This is a genomic window from Bacillus sp. JJ634, assembly GCF_036962285.1.
In the GTDB taxonomy this organism is placed as follows: domain Bacteria; phylum Bacillota; class Bacilli; order Bacillales; family DSM-1321; genus Peribacillus; species Peribacillus asahii_A.
In genome coordinates this window covers 1-19498 of sequence record NZ_JBALMU010000055.1, presented here as the reverse complement: position 1 = coordinate 19498, position 19498 = coordinate 1, and the positions used below count along the sequence as shown (strand labels likewise).

At 38.3% G+C, this 19498-nt stretch carries 15 protein-coding genes and 1 other annotated feature; of the genes, 6 read left to right on the top strand and 9 right to left on the bottom strand.

The features are described from left to right. Nucleotides 1-148: 148 nt before the first annotated feature. Entirely contained in the window at nucleotides 149-2014 is a 1866-nt protein-coding gene (locus tag V7068_RS10315) for a sensor domain-containing diguanylate cyclase (RefSeq protein WP_499712644.1), read from the bottom strand. Nucleotides 2015-2541: 527 nt separating this feature from the next. On the opposite strand from V7068_RS10315, the gene rpsD reads away from it, so the two are divergent. After that, the gene (gene rpsD, locus V7068_RS10310) at nucleotides 2542-3144 is read left to right on the top strand and encodes a 30S ribosomal protein S4 (protein ID WP_127761659.1); all 603 of its coding nucleotides are present in this window, start codon (nucleotides 2542-2544) and stop codon (nucleotides 3142-3144) included. A 197-nt stretch (nucleotides 3145-3341) separates the two neighbouring features. Here the strand turns inward: rpsD and tyrS are convergent, their stop codons facing one another. Then, complete coding sequence (gene tyrS, locus V7068_RS10305; protein WP_499712643.1) at nucleotides 3342-4598, bottom strand: tyrosine--tRNA ligase; 1257 nt, start codon at nucleotides 4596-4598, stop codon at nucleotides 3342-3344. A gap of 137 nt (nucleotides 4599-4735) precedes the next feature. After that, nucleotides 4736-4955: a binding site (T-box leader), on the bottom strand. A 142-nt stretch (nucleotides 4956-5097) separates the two neighbouring features. On the opposite strand from tyrS, the gene V7068_RS10300 reads away from it, so the two are divergent. Beyond that, complete coding sequence (locus tag V7068_RS10300; protein ID WP_499712642.1) at nucleotides 5098-8037, top strand: transglycosylase domain-containing protein; 2940 nt, start codon at nucleotides 5098-5100, stop codon at nucleotides 8035-8037. 237 nt (nucleotides 8038-8274) lie between these two features. Here V7068_RS10300 and acsA read toward each other — a convergent pair whose 3' ends face one another. Beyond that, on the bottom strand, nucleotides 8275-9993 hold the full coding sequence (gene acsA / locus V7068_RS10295; protein WP_499712641.1) for an acetate--CoA ligase: 1719 nt from the start codon (nucleotides 9991-9993) through the stop codon (nucleotides 8275-8277). 316 nt (nucleotides 9994-10309) lie between these two features. On the opposite strand from acsA, the gene V7068_RS10290 reads away from it, so the two are divergent. From V7068_RS10290 to V7068_RS10280, 3 genes are read left to right on the top strand one after another with little or no spacing between them, the layout of a single operon-like run. Then, nucleotides 10310-10942, top strand: coding sequence for a GNAT family N-acetyltransferase (locus V7068_RS10290; RefSeq protein ID WP_499712639.1), 633 nt, complete (start codon nucleotides 10310-10312; stop codon nucleotides 10940-10942). A 27-nt stretch (nucleotides 10943-10969) separates the two neighbouring features. Next, complete coding sequence (locus tag V7068_RS10285; protein WP_499712638.1) at nucleotides 10970-11617, top strand: acetoin utilization AcuB family protein; 648 nt, start codon at nucleotides 10970-10972, stop codon at nucleotides 11615-11617. Continuing rightward, nucleotides 11614-12789 (top strand): acetoin utilization protein AcuC, encoded by a 1176-nt coding sequence (locus tag V7068_RS10280; protein WP_499712636.1) that lies wholly within the window; start codon nucleotides 11614-11616, stop codon nucleotides 12787-12789. Before V7068_RS10285 ends, V7068_RS10280 begins: the two co-directional genes overlap by 4 nt. Nucleotides 12790-12869: 80 nt before the next feature. On the opposite strand, the gene ccpA is transcribed toward V7068_RS10280, so the two are convergent. Together ccpA and V7068_RS10270 are read right to left on the bottom strand one after the other, a co-directional pair. Beyond that, nucleotides 12870-13877, bottom strand: coding sequence for a catabolite control protein A (gene ccpA, locus V7068_RS10275; protein WP_499712635.1), 1008 nt, complete (start codon nucleotides 13875-13877; stop codon nucleotides 12870-12872). Nucleotides 13878-14196: 319 nt separating this feature from the next. Then, nucleotides 14197-15273 carry a bifunctional 3-deoxy-7-phosphoheptulonate synthase/chorismate mutase gene (locus V7068_RS10270; protein WP_499712634.1) on the bottom strand — a complete coding sequence of 359 codons (1077 nt, stop codon included), beginning with the start codon at nucleotides 15271-15273 and terminating at the stop codon, nucleotides 14197-14199. A 243-nt stretch (nucleotides 15274-15516) separates the two neighbouring features. Between V7068_RS10270 and V7068_RS10265 the strand changes: the two genes are divergently transcribed. Beyond that, a complete protein-coding gene (locus tag V7068_RS10265; protein ID WP_499712632.1) occupies nucleotides 15517-17661 on the top strand; it encodes a cell division FtsA domain-containing protein in 2145 nt (714 codons plus the stop codon). Between the two features lie 47 nt (nucleotides 17662-17708). On the opposite strand, the gene V7068_RS10260 is transcribed toward V7068_RS10265, so the two are convergent. From V7068_RS10260 to V7068_RS10245, 4 genes are all read right to left on the bottom strand, one after another. Then, nucleotides 17709-17858, bottom strand: coding sequence for a hypothetical protein (locus V7068_RS10260; protein WP_499712631.1), 150 nt, complete (start codon nucleotides 17856-17858; stop codon nucleotides 17709-17711). A 3-nt stretch (nucleotides 17859-17861) separates the two neighbouring features. Beyond that, on the bottom strand, nucleotides 17862-18188 hold the full coding sequence (gene ytxJ, locus V7068_RS10255; protein ID WP_127761671.1) for a bacillithiol system redox-active protein YtxJ: 327 nt from the start codon (nucleotides 18186-18188) through the stop codon (nucleotides 17862-17864). 95 nt (nucleotides 18189-18283) lie between these two features. Next, nucleotides 18284-18745 carry a YtxH domain-containing protein gene (locus V7068_RS10250; RefSeq protein WP_499712630.1) on the bottom strand — a complete coding sequence of 154 codons (462 nt, stop codon included), beginning with the start codon at nucleotides 18743-18745 and terminating at the stop codon, nucleotides 18284-18286. A gap of 27 nt (nucleotides 18746-18772) precedes the next feature. Next, entirely contained in the window at nucleotides 18773-19258 is a 486-nt protein-coding gene (locus V7068_RS10245) for a DUF948 domain-containing protein (RefSeq protein ID WP_499712629.1), read from the bottom strand. Between the last annotated feature and the right edge of the window lie 240 nt (nucleotides 19259-19498).

Sequence of the window (19498 nt, the reverse complement as noted above, 5' to 3'; positions counted from 1 at the left end):
GCAGTTGTCCCCCACCTAACTTCTTCGTTTCCTCATAAGCTTGAGGTGAAGGATCTTACTGCCCGTTAAGTGTGGGATAAACAGATATTTGTATAAAACAGACCTATTCGCTAAGCGAATAGGTCTGTTTTATTGTTGTATGTAGTAATTAACAATCGCACTGCTGAAGGAGCACTTTATTTTTCCCAGTATTTTTAGCAATATATAGTGCCTTATCTGCTCGCTTAAATAATTCCTCCACATTATTGCATCGTTCTTTCGACCAGTATGACACACCGCATGAAATCGTTATGTTTGGATTAGTTTGCTCAGCTACTTTATCCTTAATTCGTTCTGCAATCCGCAAACCAATAAGCAAATCCACTTTTGGCAAATACACCGCGAGCTCTTCACCGCCCCACCGTGCTCCTATATCCGTATCTCGAATATTACGCTGAATCACTTTAGCTACTTGAATAAGAATCTCATCCCCCACTTGATGGCCATATGTGTCATTAACCTTTTTAAAATTATCAATATCAATTAAAATAAACGTGCCTTGATCATCTGTAATCATCGATTCGCACATTTGCTGGTCAAGATAGCTTCGAGAATGCAGCTGGGTTAAATAATCTGTAATAACCATTTTCTCTAATTCTTCTCGAAGAATGGAATTCATCATTGCTATGCTGGAATGATGAATCAGCGACTGGAACAGTTTAAACATATCAAATGAGAAGAAGTACGGCTCTTTATGCAAAACGACCACAAACCCTCTAAGAATGCTATTTTCCATCATAGGAACGGCCATTAACGAACGATACTCTAAATCCTCTTCCTTAATATAAACCGTTACATCACTAATAAATTGTGATTCTTTTTCCTCTTCCATCTTCCTTTTTAAAAAGGCGAGGTAGGCCTGTGCATCCTTTGTTTCAAAAAAGCTTGAACTTTCGGGAAGTAATTGCAATGCTCCATCATTGGATAATAAAACAAAACCTGATTGATTCGCTTGAAAAGATTGTATAATTTGTCGCTTCATAAATTGAATTGTGTCATTTAAACACGTGTTAGAGTTCAAATAATGTGACGTTTCGTTAATCAACTGTAAATCCGCGACAAGCCGTTTAGATTGTTGATACAGTTGGGCATTCTCGATTGCACTCCCAGCTGTATTCGCCAACAAGGTAATAAAGTCGAGTTCACTTGGTGGAAATAACAAGCTATCAGGGGCGATAATCTGCAAGACTCCATATACCCCCTGCTTTCCTAATAGCGGGGCATATAAAATAGAATGCCGCTCTGTATACTCGTCCTCAAATTGTAACTTTCCAGTCAAGTAAGCCTGCATCGCTACAACATTTTCACTATTATAATCTAATTCTTTAACAGGCAAATTCCCATGTCCATAGCTATCTTGGGACAGAAATAAATAATAATCAAAAGTTGGATATACATTCTGTAAAGTAGAAATGACCTCTCCTAATACAGCTGTCATATTCATAGAAGAGTGAAACTGCTCCGTTACCCGATACAATTGTTTATATCGCTGTTCCTTATGCTTCGTTTTAGCAATACATAGAGCCGTTTCCATAATCGTAGCAAACTCTTTTGAGAATGTAAGCCAATCTTCCTGCAGATACGAAAATGTGCTGGAGGTTTTTTCCTTAAATCCAACTAACCCTACCATCTGATGATCAACATGAAAAGAAATAAAAGCTTGAAAACCTTCAATTTCCATCACCAACTGGTCTGGCACAATATATCCTTCATTTTGATTCCATTGTGTGATTAACGTATCAGAAGCAGCTAGCACTGATTTTTGAAAAGCTCCAGTCGTAGCTTCCATATAGAATTGTTGCGTCCAATCGTCATACTTAAAGTAAGCTACTTCCCCCATACGTAATAACTCTTTCGTTATCGATAATACATCCTGTATAAATGCAGTGGAATACATGTCATCATCCACATCACTTATCCGATGAAAGAAAAGAACACGTAATTCATTTAATAATTGAGTTATTTTACTACTCATAGTCCATCATCCCTAAGTAACACTTTATTTTTACAGAACCCCATACTCAAGAGCCTGCCTTCTTGCTAAACCACCTGTACATATCCAACCAGTAACTAAAATAGTATTTATAGACTACAATAAATCCACAAAATACCTACTAATCTCCCTTAAACAGAGACTTTAGACACAATTGGTATACGTTTAATTATAACTAGTTTAAAATAAAATTTCCGCATAAAATGAATAAACCCTAAATATTTCGTGCATTTTCAGTTTGAATCGCCTTATTTTTTTCACAATCTCTTTTACTAGGAACAAACTAACCTTGACTTAAAATATTTAATATTATACAATACTCTTTGTGTAAAATATTGCAGCCTATGTGATAGCCTTTGTGCTTTCATTTTGTTCCTCTCTATATAGAGGTGTATCGCGTAACCCTTAGCTGCTAGGGCGATGGTACATGAAAACAAAATGTCCATGATCGTTTATTCACACGGTTTTTATTTTACCCAAATAAAAACATTTAAAGGAGGAGTCATCTTATGGCTCGTTATACAGGTCCAAGCTGGAAATTATCTCGTCGTTTAGGAATTTCCTTAACAGGTACTGGTAAAGAATTAGAAAAACGCCCTTACGCTCCAGGACAACACGGTCCTAACCAACGTAAAAAAATCTCTGAATATGGTTTACAATTACAAGAAAAACAAAAACTTCGTCATATGTACGGAGTAACTGAGCGTCAATTCCGTAACCTATTCGATAGAGCTGGTAAGCTTCAAGGTAAACACGGTGAAAACTTCATGATTCTTCTTGAATCACGTCTTGACAACGTAGTATACCGTCTTGGTTTAGCTCGTACTCGTCGTGCGGCTCGCCAACTTGTAAACCACGGACACATTCTTGTAGATGGTAAACGCGTTGATATCCCATCTTACAAAGTTGTTCCTGGTCAAACAATTGCTGTTCGTGAAAAATCACGTAATGCAGTTGTTATCAAAGAAGCAGTTGAAGTGAATAACTTCGTACCTGATTTCTTAACGTTTGATGCAGACAAATTAGAAGGTACTTTCACTCGTTTACCAGAGCGTTCTGAATTACCTGCTGAAATTAACGAATCTCTTATCGTTGAGTTCTACTCTCGTTAATAGCAAAAAAGTGGTTCCATTCTCAGATGGAGCCGCTTTTTTTATTATCAGGCTTTATCCCACACTTAATGGGCAACAACCCCTACTAATGGAAGTTTCACTTTATTATATTTAACATAGCCTATGTTTAGGAAATACTATTTCTGCTATTCAAAAAGCCAGCCCTATTTGGCCGGCTTTCTTCTATTATTATTCACTTATCTTACTAACGTATATTTCTTCTTCCCTCGACGAATGAGCATAAACTCTCCTTCGATTTTATCCACTTCTGTCACTACATACGCTAAGTCCGTTATCTTCTCTCCATTAATAGAGATTGCCCCATTTTGAATATCTTCACGCGCCTGACGTTTCGAAGGCGAAATTTTCGCTTCCACGATTAAATCAACAAGGCTCATTTCTTCCTGACTTTCACGCACATAGCTTGGGACATCTTTAAAACCGACTTTAATTTCAGCTGCACTTAAGTTCTTCACCTCGCCACTAAATAATGCAGCAGAAATTTTAATCGCTTGATCTAACGCTTCTTGACCATGAATTAAACGTGTCATTTCTTCCGCTAACGCTTTTTGTGCTTTACGTAAATGCGGCTCTGTTTCAACTGCTTGTGCTAATTCTTCAATCGCTTCATGAGATAAAAATGTGAAGTATTTTAAATATTTCACGACATCTGCATCGGCTGTGTTAATCCAAAATTGATAGAACTCATAAGGAGTTGTTTTTTCCGGGTCTAACCAGATTGCCCCACCTTCTGTTTTACCAAACTTTGTTCCATCCGCTTTTGTTACAAGCGGAATGGTCATTCCAAAAGCTTTAGTCTCTTCATCATGTGCTTTACGAATCATTTCTAAACCTGTTGTAATATTCCCCCATTGGTCACTGCCGCCAATTTGTAGTTTACAATTATAGTTATCGTACAAATGATTAAAATCTAGTCCTTGTAAAATCGTGTATGCAAATTCTGTGAATGAAATCCCTGTTTCAAGACGAGACGCAACTGTATCTTTTGCAAGCATATAATTCACCCCGATGTACTTCCCATAATCTCGAAGGAATGTCACCACATCAATTTTGCCAATCCAGTCATAGTTATTGACCATCACCGCTCCATTTTCCCCTTCAAAACTGAAGATACTTTGGAGTTGGCCTTGTAAACAACGAGCATTATGTAACACTTTTTCTAGTGTTTGCAGCGAACGCTCTTCCTTCTTCCCGCTCGGGTCACCAATTAGACCAGTTGCTCCGCCGACTAATACAAGCGGACGATGACCATGTTGTTGAAAGCGACGCAATGTCAAAAACGGTAATAAATGCCCAATATGCATACTATCAGCCGTCGGATCAACTCCACAGTATAGAGAGATTTTCTCGTTCTCTAACAGCTCTTTCATCCCTTCTTCATCTGTTTGTTGGTACATAATTCCTCTCCACTTGAGATCTTGTAATAAATCCATTATTTTTTCCTCCTTTTTATGAAGCCCCTGTTATAAAGATTTGTTAGCGATTGCTTCTGTTTATACAAAACCATAGTTTCGCACATCTTTTAACATACGCCTTTTTGAAACAAACAAAAAACGCCCCTTCATATACATGAAGGGACGAATTATATTCGCGGTACCACCCAACTTGAGGACTGCAAAAAAATCCTCCGCTTAATGCGAATAACGGTCGCAACCCGATTCCTGCTACTTCAATGTTCACAGCAACTGCTCCAGGGAGTAATTCATCTCACTATATGTACCGATTTGCACCAACCATCGGCTCTCTAACACAGGGATAGCTTGACTACTGAATCCTATCATCACTTTAAGCATTTATATAAATGAATTTTTATCATATATTTCATTCGATGTCAACCCGCCAATCATCCACATATTACCAACATATTGAATATTGTCCGTTTAACAGTTGATTGTGTGCTATAATATTAGGTGATTTTAGGGGGTAGATACGATGAGTAATAATCAAGATGGATGGAAGAGGTTTATATACTTCTTAAAAAATAAAAGAACACAAAAAGCAGCGAGAGTCAGTTATTTAGTAACTTGGAACTTAACACTCCTTCTTATCATCGTTGGTATTCTTGGATTTTCTTTTGCTGGAGGAGTCGGTGCTGGTTATTTTGCAGCCCTCGTAAAAGACGAACCAGTACGTTCAAAAGAAAATCTACAAAAAGAAATTTACAACTATGAAGAAACATCGGAAGTGTATTTTGCAGACGACGTCTATCTTGGAAAACTTAAATCTGATTTAGAGCGGATTGAAGTGCCCATTGAAAACGTGTCTGACGATTTAAAAAAAGCAGTGATTGCGACTGAGGATGAATATTTTTATGAGCATAAAGGGGTTGTACCAAAAGCAATTTTACGAGCAATTTATCAAGAATTTACAAATGCCCCTATTCAATCCGGCGGAAGTACATTAACACAGCAGCTGATTAAAAACCAAGTGTTAACGGATGAAGTATCATTCGATCGAAAAGCAAAAGAAATTCTACTCGCACTTAGAGTCGAGAAATTCTTTGAAAAAGATGAAATTCTAGAAACCTATTTAAACGTCTCAACGTTCGGACGCAACTCTTCTGGACGGAATATTGCTGGTGTACAGTCTGCCGCTGAAGGATTGTTTGGAAAAGATGCAAAAGACTTAACACTCCCACAAGCAGCGTTTATTGCCGGTTTACCTCAAAGCCCATTTGGCTATACTCCGTATACACAACAAGGAACGCTTAAAGAGGATTTAACTTCTGGAGTTTCACGTATGAAAACGGTGTTAAAACGAATGCGAGATAACCAGTCTATTACACAAGCAGAATATGAAAAAGCTATAGCCTATGATATTACAAAAGACTTTATCGGCAAGAAGCCCCTTCCGTCTGAAAAGTATCCTTGGTTGACGGTTGAAATTGAAAAACGCTCTATTCAAATTCTTACTACGATTTTAGCTAAAGACGATGGGTATGAAGAAAGCGACTTGGAAAAAGATAAAGATTTATATCAACAATATGTTACATTAGCTGATCGAAATTTACGCCAAAATGGCTACAAAATTTATACAACAATTGATAAAGAAATTTACGATAACATGCAGGAAGCAACAAAAAATTACCCAAACTTCGGATACGATAAAACGGAAGAAGTAACGGATTCAGAGACGCAAGAAAAGAAAATCGTTAAAGAACCAGTAGAAGCTGGAGCAATATTGATTGAAAATAAATCAGGTAAAATTATCAGCTTTGTCGGCGGGCGCGATTTTAATCGTGAACAAACAAATCATGCGACAGCAGCTATTCGCTCAAACGGCTCAACGATGAAACCATTAGCAGTCTATGCACCAGGTATTGAACTTGGGAAGATTTCTCCAGGGAGTGTAGCAGCGAATGCACCTGTTTCAATCAATGGATGGCGACCAGGTAACTACGGCGGCGGCGGTTATAGCGGCGTGGCAACCGCACGTGAATCACTCGTGAAGTCATATAACGTACCAACTGCTTTATTTTATAAAAGTATTATTAATCAAAATCCTGTTAAATATTTAGAAAAAATGGGATTTTCCAGTTTAGCAAAGGCCGATTATGAGAATCTATCTGTATCACTCGGTGCTTTAGAAAAAGGAGTAACTGTTGAAGAGAACGTCAATGCCTATGCAACTTTTGCAAACGGTGGAAAATTTATCGATGCTTATATGATTGATAAAATTGTCACAAAAGATGGTAAGGTCGTTTATGAACATAAACCAAAGAAAGTCGATGTCTTTTCACCTCAAACCGCTTATTTAACGATTGATATGATGCGCGATGTCATCTCAAACGGAACAGCGACTTCTGTCCGTAATCGCCTTGCTTTTTCTAGTGATTGGGCAGGTAAAACCGGGACATCTCAAAATTTTGGAGATGCTTGGTTTGTTGCAACTAACCCGAATGTCACATTTGGAACATGGATTGGCTATGATACACCTAAATCATTACAAGGTTTGTATAATGGCCTTGAATATAATAAACGAAACCTATATTATTGGGCAGATCTTATGAATGCTGCTTATCAAGTCAAACCGAAACTTGTTGATCCAGAGAAGAGCTTTAAAATGCCAAGCGGAATTGTCAGTCGCTCATTCTGCGCTGTTTCCGGATTACTAGCTTCTGAAGCTTGTCAAAAAGCAGGATTCGTCAGAACAGATCTTTTCATTGCTAAACATGTACCAACCAAAATTGATAATAGTTTCACAGATGGCCAATATGTTCAAGTAGGGGCAAAACGCTATGCAGCTCTTCCTCAAACACCAAGTGAATTTAGAAGCGGCGGCATGATGCTAAGCCCAGATTTTCTTGAAAGCACGGGCTTTAAATATGTAATAGATCGAAGCAGCCTTCTTCCAACTAGCGGACCATCGAATGAAGTCGCTGCAGCAACAGCTAAGTTAAACGATAATGGTAAAACACCAGCTCCACCTAGCGTCAGTGTTCAAGGGAACGCTCTTGTCTGGAGTCAACATCCTGAGGAAGATGTAGTCGGCTATCGAATTTATCGCAACGGTAAAAAAGTAGGCAGTCTTCATGCGAATGTCTCTATGTCCTTTACGATTTCTCGCGGCGGTTCCTATTATGTAACAGCGGTTGATATCGTCGGCAAGGAGTCTGGGGGATCAGCCGCAGGTGTCCAAAGTCAAGCAGAAACACAACAAACTGAGGAAATAACACCAGAGGAAACATCACCAAAGCAAGAATCAACAGATTCAACTAAAAAGCCGAACGCAGAAGCTGACCAGGAAATGAATCAAGAAACGACGAAGCCTGCAGCTCCAAACCAAACAGAGGAAACAGAGGAAACAGAAGAAACACCTGAATCCACTAAACCGGCTGATTCACAAACAAAACCTGTAGAACCTACAGAATAAAGTGAAACTTCCATGAGTGGGGTTTTTTCTTCATCCCCCACTCATGGTTAGTTGAACCATTCGGACCTTTACGGGCAGTTGTCCCCCACCTATCTTCCTTGTTCACTCTGAATCTTGAGGTGGGGGTCTTACTGCCCGTTAAGTGTGGGATAAAACATGAAGAAAGAGGCTAATCCATTAGGATGCCTCTTTCTTCATGTTCTCCTCTAAATTAAATAGAACTGTTAGCTTCGTACTTTAATCTTCCATCGAAGATAAATCGCCCGTTGGCAAATCAAGTTCCCAAGCCTTTAAAACACGACGCATAATTTTTCCACTCCGAGTTTTCGGTAGCTTATCGCGAAATTCAATTTCGCGCGGTGCTGCATGTGAAGCAAGACCTAACTTAACAAATTGACGAATGTCTTCGATTAATTGCTCAGTAGGTTCATAACCATCGCGAAGAGCAATGAACGCCTTAATGATTTCACCACGAACTGGATCAGGCTTTCCGATTACCCCTGCTTCCGCAACAGCTGGGTGTTCGACTAATTTACTTTCGACCTCAAATGGTCCAACACGTTCACCAGAAGTCATAATGACATCATCGACACGTCCCTGAAACCAGAAGTAGCCATCCTGATCCATATAAGCAGAATCTCCAGATACATACCAATCTTCCTTTAAAAAATAAGAATCATATTTTTGTTGATTATTCCAAATTGTCGCCATCATAGCTGGCCAACCTTTTTTAATAGCAAGATTCCCCATTCGATACGGCGGCAGCTCCCGTCCTTGGTCATCAATAATCGCTGCCTTCACTCCCGGAATTGGTTTCCCCATCGAGCCTGGCTTAATTTCCAAACAAGGATAATTACAAATCAATTGTGCACCTGTTTCCGTCATCCACCAAGTATCATGGATACGACGCTCGAATACTTTCATCCCCCATCGAATAACTTCTGGATTAAGCGGCTCTCCTACACTAAGTACGTGTCGCAGCGAACTTAAATCAAATTGCTTCACTATCTCATCACCAGCACCCATAAGCATCCTAAAAGCCGTTGGGGCACTATACCAAACTGACACTCCAAACTCCTCAATAATCTTATACCACGACTCTGGTTTAAAACGGCCTCCTGCGACTACAATGGAAGTGCCCGTAAGCCACGGTCCGAAAACTCCATAAGCAGTCCCTGTAACCCAGCCTGGGTCAGCTGTACACCAATAAACATCTTCCTCCTTCATATCAAGTACCCATTTCACTGTTTGATAATGCTGAATCATCGCATTGTGAACATGGAGAACCCCTTTTGGCTTCCCAGTCGATCCTGACGTATAATGAAGCGTAAGCCCATCTGTCTTTTCTACCCAAACAATATCAAACTGACGATCTGCTTCTTTCATTCTTTTATTGAAGTCATAACATTTATCTTTTTCTTCAATATTCTCTCCTACCAAAAAGATATATTGCAAGTGTGGAAGATCTTTAACTGGCACACGTGGTAATAGCTCAGGCGTTGTGACAATCGCCTTTGCTTCACTATCTAACAGGCGATCTCGAACAGCTCCCTCCATAAATGCTTCAAATAAGGGACCAACAATTGCCCCAAGCTTAATCGCACCAATTAAAGCAAAATACAACTCTGGAGAGCGAGGCATAAAAATAAATACACGATCTCCCTTCTTTATATCTGCTACACCTTTAAGTACATTCGCTGCTTTATTCGTCTGTTGCTGTACTTCCTTAAATGTATATTTTTCATTTCGCACATCATCTTTATAATAAAGGGCAACTTTATTCTTCTTAGAAGTGTTGGCATGCCGGTCTATCGCTTCATAAGCCAAATTTACCTTCCCTGTTTCAAACCAGGAAAAAGCTCGCTCCGCATCCGACCAATCAAACTGCTTGTACACTTCATCATAATTTTGTAAATTAAATTCACCCGCTATTATTGGCAACGTTTTCAATATCATGCAACCTCCCTGTATTAACGTTTCATAATTTCATATATATTACGTTTATCATGATTTATTTCTATAAGTTAGAGAAAAAGAAGTGAAACTTCCATCAATAAAAACCTTACATGGCTGTTAAGTATGAAATAGTTTTATAAAAATTGTAAAAAAGTGAAAAAAATAAAAAATAATTGCTAAACTTATAAAATTTACATACTATTTTTCATGTATAATATTTCAAGAATGTAATTTTTAAAAGCGATGTTAATGAATATTGTTGATTCCCAAAATTAATAACACCATTTAACAGAGCTTTTTTAAAGGAGGTGAATAAATGAGGCATACAAAAACCTACTATGCGAAGGAGTTAGAAACAACAAATGGTACATTGCTTATCGAAGGACCTGTTTCCGCCGAACAACTAAGTTCCCTTCACTTTCATGAAGACCTCGTTGCTTTTCGCCCTCCATTGCAACAGCACAAAGCCTTAATAGAGATTGCTAGTTTACCAGAAGGACGCATTATTATCGCGCGTCATGAAAACACAATTGTCGGCTATGTAACCTTCTTATACCCTGACCCGTTAGAGCGTTGGTCGGAAATTAAGATGGATGATTTAATTGAACTTGGAGCAGTTGAAGTCATTTCTTCATTTCGCGGTGCATCTGTCGCTCAAAATTTGCTACGTGTAGCTATGATGGATGAGGAGATGGAAAATTATATTATCATTACCACAGAATATTATTGGCATTGGGATTTAAAAGGAACCGGATTAAACATATGGGATTATCGAAGAATGATGGAAAAGATGATGAGTGCAGGAGGGCTTACCTATTTTGCAACCGATGACCCTGAAATTTGCTCACATCCTGCCAACTGCCTCATGGCAAGAATCGGAAAAAATATCCCGCCAAAATCTGTTCAAACATTTGATCGGCTACGCTTTATGAACCGCTTTATGTACTAATACGGTGATTTAAGAGGAGGAAGAACAATGATTGTTGAAAAGATGATGACCAAAAATGTTATGACTCTAGCCCCAACAGATACCATTTACAGCGCGCTCTTACTTATAAACGAAAAAAAAATCCGCCACATTCCAATTGTCGATCAAAACAATTATCTAATTGGTTTAGTAAGCGACCGCGATCTTAGAGACGCTACTCCATCCATCTTTCGCACCGAAGAGTTTAAAGAAGATTTATACAAACCGATTAGTTCGATTATGAAAACAAATATTATTTCGGGCCATCCACTCGACTTTGTAGAGGAAATCGGTGCTATTTTTTGTGAAAACAATATTAGCTGCCTTCCGATTGTAAAAGAAAAGAAACTAGTAGGAATTATAACAAGCTCAGACTTATTACAATCCTTTATCGAATTAACGGGAGCCAATAAACCCGGTTCACAAATTGAAATTAAGATTCCGGATAAACCAGGCATCCTCTATGACATTTACGGTATTTTCAAAAAGCGAAATGTAAATATACATAGCGTACTCATCTATCCAGAGAAAGCTGATCATACATCTCAAATACTCGTCGTTCGCGCTCAAACGATTAATCCATTTATCGTGGTAGAGGATTTACGAAAAGAAGGCTATGAAGTCCTTTGGCCAACTGTATCGGGGCAATTCCTATGATTCAGGATGCACTATATATCCATTCAGAAGATTTATTAACGTATAAATTCCGGGAAGACCATCCATTTAATCAAAAGCGGCTACAGTTAACACTTGATTTATTACAAAAACATGGAGCGATAAATGATAGACAAATTATTCAACCACGAATGGCCACCATTGAAGAATTAGAGCTCGTTCATGATGCTCAATATGTCCAAGCCGTCCAACTTGCAGGTCAAGGGCGGCTATCAGTAGAAATCGCACAAAACTACGGAATCGGCACAGACGATACACCGATTTTCGAAAATATGCATGAAGCAAGCGCACTTATTACAGGCGGTACGTTAACAGCTGTTGATGCTGTTATGACAGGACACGCCCTGCACGCATTCAATCCGGGCGGCGGCTTGCATCATGGCTTTCGCGGTAAAGCATCAGGCTTCTGTGTCTACAACGACTGTTCCGTTGCTATTAAATATTTACAACAAAAGTATAACGCACGTGTCTTATATGTTGATACCGATGCCCATCATGGGGATGGTGTACAGTGGTCCTTTTATGATGATTCCAATGTATGTACACTATCCATTCATGAAACAGGACGCTACTTATTTCCTGGTACCGGAAACATAAATGAACGAGGTCAAGGAAAGGGCTATGGTTATTCCTTCAATATACCAGTCGATGCCTTCACAGAAGATGAATCATGGCTTGATTGTTATCGCACATCATTGAGGGAAATTATGGACTTCTTTAAACCAGATGTCATCCTTACTCAAAATGGAGCAGATTCCCATTATTACGATCCGTTAACACATCTATCAGGAACAATGAAGATATATAAAGAGATTCCGAAACTCGCACATGAACTTGCTCACAAATATTGCGGAGGACGCTGGATTGCAGTTGGCGGCGGCGGTTACGATATTTATCGTGTTGTCCCTCGCGCTTGGTCGCTCGTCTGGCTTGAAATGACGAATAATTCAAACAATAGCGGTCCTCTTCCAAAAGACTGGATTAATCGTTGGCAACCGGAATCTGAAGAACTACTTCCAAGCGAATGGGACGATATGGACGACATCTATGAGCCGATTCCGCGAAAAGCAGATATTACAGAAAAAAACGCTCAAACATTAGCTAAGGCGCTGCACCCGATTCGCTCATCTCAGCAAACTACGAATCAGTTTTAAACTTGTAACAAATAGAAAAGCACTCGGACGTTCCGAGTGCTTTTTACTGATTTTTAATATATGCGCGATTTCCTAACAGCTTATTTTGTAGATTGTCTCTCTTCAATTCGATGTGGCAGGATAACATTATCTAAACCATTAACTTCTTCCTTGTTCATCAACTTCGTTAACAATCGCATCGCTACGGCACCGATGTCATAAAGTGGTTGAACAATTGTTGAAATTTGTGGACGCACCATTAAAGTTAAGCGTGTGTTATCGAAGCTAATAACTTCAAAATCGTCAGGCACATGCAAACCTTTATCTTGAGCTGCATGGACAATACCGAGCGCCATTTCATCTGCTGCTACAATAATAGCACTCGGCTTATCCGCTACTTCTACAAGCTTTTCAAAACATTCAATACCTGAATTATAGGTATAGTCTCCTTCGACAATAAGTACATCATCAAAAGTAATGTTTGCTTCTTGTAAGCCGCGTTTGTAACCTGCTATTTTTTGAATATTAATTGGATCAGTCAGATTACCTGAAACAAAAGCAATGCGTGTGTGCCCTTTCGCAGCAAAAGCTGACACGGCATCAAACGCTGCTGCTTCATAATCAATATTTACCGACGGAATTTGATGTTTCGCCTCTTCTTCAATTGAACCGGCAAGAACAATTGGTACCGGCGAATTTTTAAATTCCTTCACATGCTCGTCTGTAATATGACTGCCCATAAACACAATGCCATCAACTTGTTTCCCTAACATCGTATTTAATAAGTGAAATTCCTTATCTTTATTTTCATCCGAATTACTTAAAATAATGTTGTATTTATACATCGTAGCGATATCTTCAATTCCTCTTGCTAACTCAGCAAAGAAAATGCTTGAAATATCAGGAATAATCACACCAACTGTCGTCGTTTTCTTGCTCGCAAGCCCTCTTGCTACCGCATTCGGTCGATATCCTAGGCGTTCAATAACATCTGATACTTTTTTTCTTGTGGCTGGTTTTACATTTGGATTGCCATTTACTACACGAGAAACCGTCGCCATAGAAACATTTGCTTCGCGGGCTACATCATAAATGGTTACATTATTCATAATCCCATTCCTCCATTTCAATTATTTTCTCCATTAAAGACTACAATTATTTTGATTTTCATTTTATCTGTATCTAAACATATTTATTTAGTTCTTGAACTATGTGAATAAATGCACAAATAAAGTGCGCAAATTATCAATCCTATTATGATATTTATCATACGATAGACGTTTCTTTCCTGCAATTACTTTATCCTTTTTAAAGCTCCTATTAGTTGATTTTTGGTTTATTCCGTAAGAAACCAAAGTTTATCACCCTAACAATCTAAAAAAGGCCCTTACTGTAAGTAGTAAGGACCTTACTCATTGCTATTTTCTATTAAACCGTCATCCAGTTTAAACGTTTAATTTCATCATAGAATGCATCGAATTGCTTCAAGTCCATTTGCTGGGCTGAATCCGATAAGGCAACAGCTGGATCTGGATGCACTTCAGCCATCACTCCATCTGCTCCAATAGCAAGTGCTGCTTTTGCTGCCGGAAGTAAAAGATCACGACGTCCTGTTGAATGCGTTACATCCACCAATACAGGTAAATGCGTTTCTTGTTTTAAAATCGGTACAGCTGTAATATCTAACGTATTTCTTGTCGCTTTCTCATACGTACGAATTCCGCGTTCACAAAGAATGATATTGCTGTTTCCCTGTGCCATAATGTATTCCGCAGCATGAATGTATTCATCGATTGTTTCTGACATACCGCGTTTTAAAAGAACAGGCTTCTTCGTTGAACCAGCCGCTTTTAACAAGTCAAAGTTTTGTGCATTACGAGCACCAATTTGAATCACATCGATATAATCAAGTGCCGTTTCAATATCATCTGTGCTTACAATCTCACTAATAACCGCTAAGCCGTATTCATCTGCAACTCTTTTTAAAATTTGAAGTCCTTCAAGGCCAAGTCCTTGGAAGTCATATGGAGATGTACGTGGCTTGTATGCACCACCGCGCATTAACTTTAAACCTTTCGCCTTAATTGCTGCTGCAACGGCTGCTGTTTGTTCATACGATTCAACCGCACAAGGTCCGAAAACAAAACTTGGAACGCCATTACCAATTAATTCACCATTTAAATTGATAATTGTATCTTCCTGTTTTTGCTTTCTAGACACAAGCAAGGCTTTCTTTTTATTTTCATCTTGAATATCTAATCCAAGTTTAAAAATTTCTTTAAAAATATGCTTAATAGACGCAAGCTCTAATGGTCCCTCATGTGTTTCTTCAATGAGATCTAGCATTTTTCTTTCACGAACTGGATCGTAACGATTTACACCTTGCTTTTCTTTTACTCGGCCAATTTCTTGAGCGAGTTCAGCTCGTTGGTTAATAAGATGTAATAACTGAAGATTAATATCGTCTAGTTGATCACGTAGTACGTCAAGCTCCTTGTTGCTCATTACAAATCCATCCTTTCGTTTTTAAAATTAGCACTGGTCCAATTATTCTTAATCATCATAGGATTTCGAAAATTTTAACTCATTGTTATCCAGCCTTATTTTCTTCATATATTTTGCCATATTTCATGTATAATTGAAATTATTATAAATGATAAAAACCTAAATGTCACTTAATTTTTACTTTATTAATTGAACGCTTTTAAGCATTAAAGACTGATTTTCACAAAAGAAGGTGTTAGCTATATGACAGAAACATTATTTGCCCTAGATATTGGAACAAGGTCTGTTGTAGGCATTATATTAGAAAAATTATCAGAAAGCTATAAAATTATTGATATTTTATCACAAGAACATGCAGAACGAGCAATGCTGGACGGACAGATTCATGATGTCATGGCCGTTGCCAAAATCATTCAACAAATTAAAGAGCAACTCGAAGAAAAACATGGACCTCTAAAGAAAGTGTCTGTTGCGGCAGCAGGACGAGCGCTCAAAACAGAAAAAGCGGCAATAGCTGTTACTATTAAAGGAAAGCCTATGCTATCACGTGAAGATATTCTTCACCTCGAATTCAGTGCCGTTCAAGAGGCACAACATTTAGTAGCTCAAAAGAATCAAACCAATTCTACTTATTACGGTGTTGGTTATTCCGTTTTATATTATCGACTAGATGGGCAAGAGATTGGAAGCTTAATCGACCAAACTGGTGAAGAAGCATCTGTTGAAATTATTGCAACATTTCTTCCAAAAGTGGTCATTGAATCTTTGCTTGCAGCTTTAAAACGAGCTGATTTAGAAATGCAAGCTTTAACACTCGAACCAATTGCCGCTATCAATGTTTTGATTCCACCATCTATGCGCCGCTTAAATGTAGCACTGGTTGATATTGGCGCGGGAACGTCCGATATTGCTTTAACAGATTCAGGCACAGTCATTGCCTATGGAATGGTACCAATCGCTGGTGACGAGATTACGGAAGCGATTAGCGACCATTTATTACTCGACTTTCCACTTGCAGAAGAAGCGAAACGGAAGCTTATAACGAATGATGTGATTACAGTGACGGATATTCTTGGCTTTCAGGTTGATGTATCCAAAGAAGAAATCATTCACAATATTCAGCCTGCGCTAAATCGTTTGGCTGATTCTATTAGTCAAGAAATTCTTGAATTAAATAATGGGAAGGTACCTAAAGCTGTCATGCTTGTGGGCGGAGGCAGTCAAACACCTGAACTAACAAAACTCATCGCTAAACGACTGGCTTTACCAGAAAATCGCGTCGCTATCCGCAGAATTGAAGCGATACAACATGTACAGTTCTCTGCTCATGTACACAAAGGGCCTGAGCTTGTCACGCCGATTGGCATTGCTATTGCAGCGAATAAAAGCCCCATTCAATATATGAGCATTCTCGTAAACGGACTGCCTATCCGTCTATTTGATATGGAACAAACAAACGTTTCTGATTGCTTGCTTACTGCTGGTATTAAGTTGAATAAACTATATGGAAAGCCTGGAATGGCTAAAATCGTGCACTTTAATGGACAGCAAATTACCATACCTGGTGAACATGGAACTCCTCCGAAAATTTTATTAAACGGAGTAGAAGTCGCCCTTGATGCAGCAGTCAAAAACGAAGATATCATCGAAGTGACAAAAGGAGAAGATGGCCATACGGCTACATTATGTATTCATGACCTGATTGATCATATACCAAGTAAAAAAGTAACGATAAACGGCGTGACCTATATAATAGAAGCAACCATTGCAAGAAATGGATCGATTGTGACGAGAACAGAATTCATCGAAGATCATGATGTTATTACATGCTCAATCCCAGAAATAATTGAAGAACTATTGCAAGCATTGCAATTACATGAGTTACTGCGCTTAATACAGCCGTTTCAAATTGAATTAAACGAAAAAATACATAAAGCTCCTAGCATTAAAGGATGTATTTATAAAAATAACATAGAAGTAAAAGAAAGAACTAGTTTTGAAAGTGGCGACATCATTAAAGTATTGCCGCCTAAACCAGTAACACTGTCCAAGTTAGCCGAAGCGCTAAATATTCAACTAGCTTACTCTATTCCGATTACATTTAACGGAAATGAAGTCATCTTAACAAAAACTTTAGTGGAATTTTATCGCGGAGAAACACGATTATCTCTGTCTGATACCATTCAAGCTGGAGAAAGCTTAAGTTATGTGCAGCATAAACTGGAACCGTTTATCTTTCAAGATTTGTTCCGACATGTGAATATCGATATGCCGCAACATGCTTCCAGTCGGTTTATTTTAATTAAGAATAATCAAGAAGCAACCTTCCATGAAACATTAGCACCTGGAGACCAATTAAAAATTCTTTGGCCAACAATGATTCAATAAGAAAAGCGGAGGTGCCTTGGTTAGCTGACAACTACACACTCATTGATTTAACTGCTATTCACTAAAGCTGCTAAATCAAATGATGCTTGAAGAACACTCGTCTTCTCCTCCGTTTCATGAAGCCAAAAGTCAAAACGTCCTATAATAGCGAAACGCAAAAAGGTTGATTCAAAAGCGCTTGAATCAACCTTTTTCACGACTTACTTCGGTAAATTTTCTGTTAAAGACTCATTTTTAATTCTCCAATGAGAATCATTCCATGTTGGTTTTCCTTGCTTAAAGAAAATCGCTTGTGGAGATTGGTGCTTAATATCAAATGTTTCAGCAATATAGTTAGAAAGCGGACGTGCTTCCTGTACAGCTAAGTAGGCTGTCGCTAATTGTGAGTGTTCAGCAATAAAGGTTTGATATTCTTCAAATGCCTCTGCACTTACTGGACACGTTAAGCTATGTTTAAAAAATAATACCGTGTCGTTTTGAAGTAGCTCATTAAATTGCTCTTCTGTTTCAATTTTCGTTAATGTCATTGTTGAATGAACCCCTTTCATTTCTTCATATTTCATAATAAAGCGGTGAAGTTATCGTACCACTTCACCGCGCTATCTGACAAATGATTCAACTTTTAAGATTGAAGCTCTTTTTCCGTTTCATCAAAGGCTTGTTGTGCTTCATCAAGCTTTATTTGTACCTCTTCTTCAAGTGTACTTGCAATATCCGCCTCACTCGTTGCTGCGGGTTCGCTTTCCCCTGCTTCAACTTCAAGCTCTTCTACCGCCTTCTCTGCCCTTAAGCTCTTCACTTTGCCAACTATGGCTGATGATTTGCTTGTGACAAGTTCAGTTACATTGTTTTTCTTTTCTTTAGCGGTTTCTGTAAGATCTTGACGGAGTTTTCCTGTCTTTTCTGATATTACCCTAGCTTGCTCAGTAATATCGTTTCTTAAGTCTCTGCCTGCCTTAGGAGCAACAAATAGAGCTGTTGCTGCACCAAGCATACCGCCTATTAAAGCACCGATAATAAAATCTTTTGAATTGATGGAGTTGCGATCTTCCTCATACGTTTTTTGAACTTCTTTCTGAGTCATAGCCATTCTCCTTTCAATTTTAAAAAATTATGATCTTGCTCGTAAAAACCTTCTTTTTTGGGATGCTTCTTTTCCTTCTTGTTCATTCGACGATTCTGGTTGTTGCCTTCTCGCCTTCCACTTATCGCGCATCTCTAAGGCAATATTCCCCCACTGCACGATTTGTGAAATTTTTTCTTGGTTGTTGTCGATCTCGGTTATCACTTTATTCGAAACCTTCTGAATAGAAGTATTGAAGCTTTGGATTGACGTGCCAACTTCTTTCACAGCAATAACAGCTGTGTTTAAGTTTTCTGATTTTTGCTTTAAATCCTCTGCTAAAGCATTGGTTTTATGTAATAATTCTGTTGTTTCTGTCGTAATTCCCTTCAGTTGACTCTCTAATCCAGTTAATGTATGTGCAACGCTGTTTAACGTGATTTGCAGCGATGTTAATGTCTTCGCTACATATATAACAAGCACGAGAAAAGCAATCGCAATAATTGCCGCACTTACATACAAAATAATCTCCATAAGACACCTCCAAAATATCCAATACGCCTATCGAGACATATCATTCTATAGATCATTATTTTAACTCTATCTATTCAATATACTCTATTATATCAATCACAGGAAACTTTTCTAACCGTTTATATGACATTTTAAATAACGCAAATCCACTTTTCCTTTTTTTTACATTCTACAACTAATTCAAAATTCCTTTTACATTTACCAAAATACCTTAAAAAATATTATAAAGAAAAAGATAAT